Source organism: Pseudoalteromonas sp. S3260, from assembly GCF_005886925.1.
GTDB lineage: Bacteria > Pseudomonadota > Gammaproteobacteria > Enterobacterales > Alteromonadaceae > Pseudoalteromonas > Pseudoalteromonas tetraodonis.
Genome location: NZ_PNCV01000142.1, coordinates 1 through 1087 on the forward strand (window position 1 = coordinate 1; position 1087 = coordinate 1087).

2 protein-coding genes are annotated in these 1087 nt (G+C 40.6%); one reads left to right on the forward strand and one right to left on the reverse strand.

Annotated features, from left to right (window positions below; translation table 11 throughout):
- Positions 1-51: 51 nt before the first annotated feature.
- A complete protein-coding gene (gene tnpA, locus CWC14_RS16915) occupies positions 52-465 on the reverse strand; it encodes an IS200/IS605 family transposase (RefSeq protein WP_138564053.1) in 414 nt (137 codons plus the stop codon).
- A 24-nt stretch (positions 466-489) separates the two neighbouring features.
- Between tnpA and CWC14_RS16920 the strand changes: the two genes are divergently transcribed.
- On the forward strand, positions 490-1087 hold a 598-nt coding region (locus tag CWC14_RS16920; protein WP_502705429.1), incomplete at its 3' end, for an RNA-guided endonuclease InsQ/TnpB family protein.

The following is a 1087-nucleotide window of genomic DNA, read 5'->3' on the forward strand; positions in this document are numbered from 1 at the left end:
AATTGGGTTTGTAGGTGGTGGTGAAAGGCGCACCACCACGAAGTGGTGGCTTTAATCAAATCCTTCCTGCTGAGCTAAATATTGCTTCACGATTTCAAGTGGCGCACCTCCGCAACTAACCAGACAATAACTTCTGCTGTAAAAAACTGGCTTCCAGTAAAACTCACCCAAGTGTTCGGAAAACTCCTTTCGCACAAGTCTTGATGTAGCAGTTTTTAAACTGTTCACCATTTTACTTGGTTGCATCTTGGGATTAGCAGAAATTAAAAGGTGAAGGTGATCTGGCTCACCATTGCACTCCAAAAGCTCACAATCCCAAGATTTTAACAACCTTTTGTACTGAGATTCTAAGTACGCGGCAACCTCTGGCGTGATACAGCGACGACGATATTTAGTTACAAGAACTAAATGATAGTGAATATTATAAACGCTGTGATACAGCGTATTTAGGGCTTGTTTTTTCATAACAACTAAATATAATTAGTTGTTATGAAAAAAGCAATCCGTAAAGTTACATATAAAATGAAATCATCAGTTTCTCAAGAAGAATCGCTGATGGATTTGTTTGTCCACCATCACCAGTTGTACAACTGGGCTTTACGTGATCGCATCGAAACATATCGTGATTCTAATTACAGTCTTAACTTTCACGAACAGTGCAAAATCAACACTCTGTGGCGTAATAATCGTAAAGCGCATGGCATTTTCAATGCTAATGCTCAGAGTGAGCAAGTCACATTAAAACGTGTTGCACTGGCTTTTGACGGTTTTTTTAGACGGCTCAAAAAAGGTGATAAGAAAGCTGGATTCCCACGTTTTAAACCATTTCAACGCTTTAAAGGTTGGGGCTACAAGGCTCATGGTGATGGTTGGAAGCTCAACCTGAAAGAAAAAAAGCATGGTGCTGTTTATTTGGCTGATGTTGGTATCGTTAAGATCCGAGGTAAAGCTAGAAACACAGGAGGCAAGCCGAAAACTGCCGAAATCATCCGAAAGAATGGTGAGTGGTTCATTTCAGTTTCAATGGAGTATGACACCATTGAGAGAAACTGTGGCACTAAAGCTGTTGGCTTGGATTGGGGTGTTT

Coding starts and splice junctions, on each gene's coding strand:
- tnpA (WP_138564053.1), bottom strand. CDS start 465: ATGAAAAAACAAGCCCTAAATACGCTGTATCACAGCGTTTATAATATT.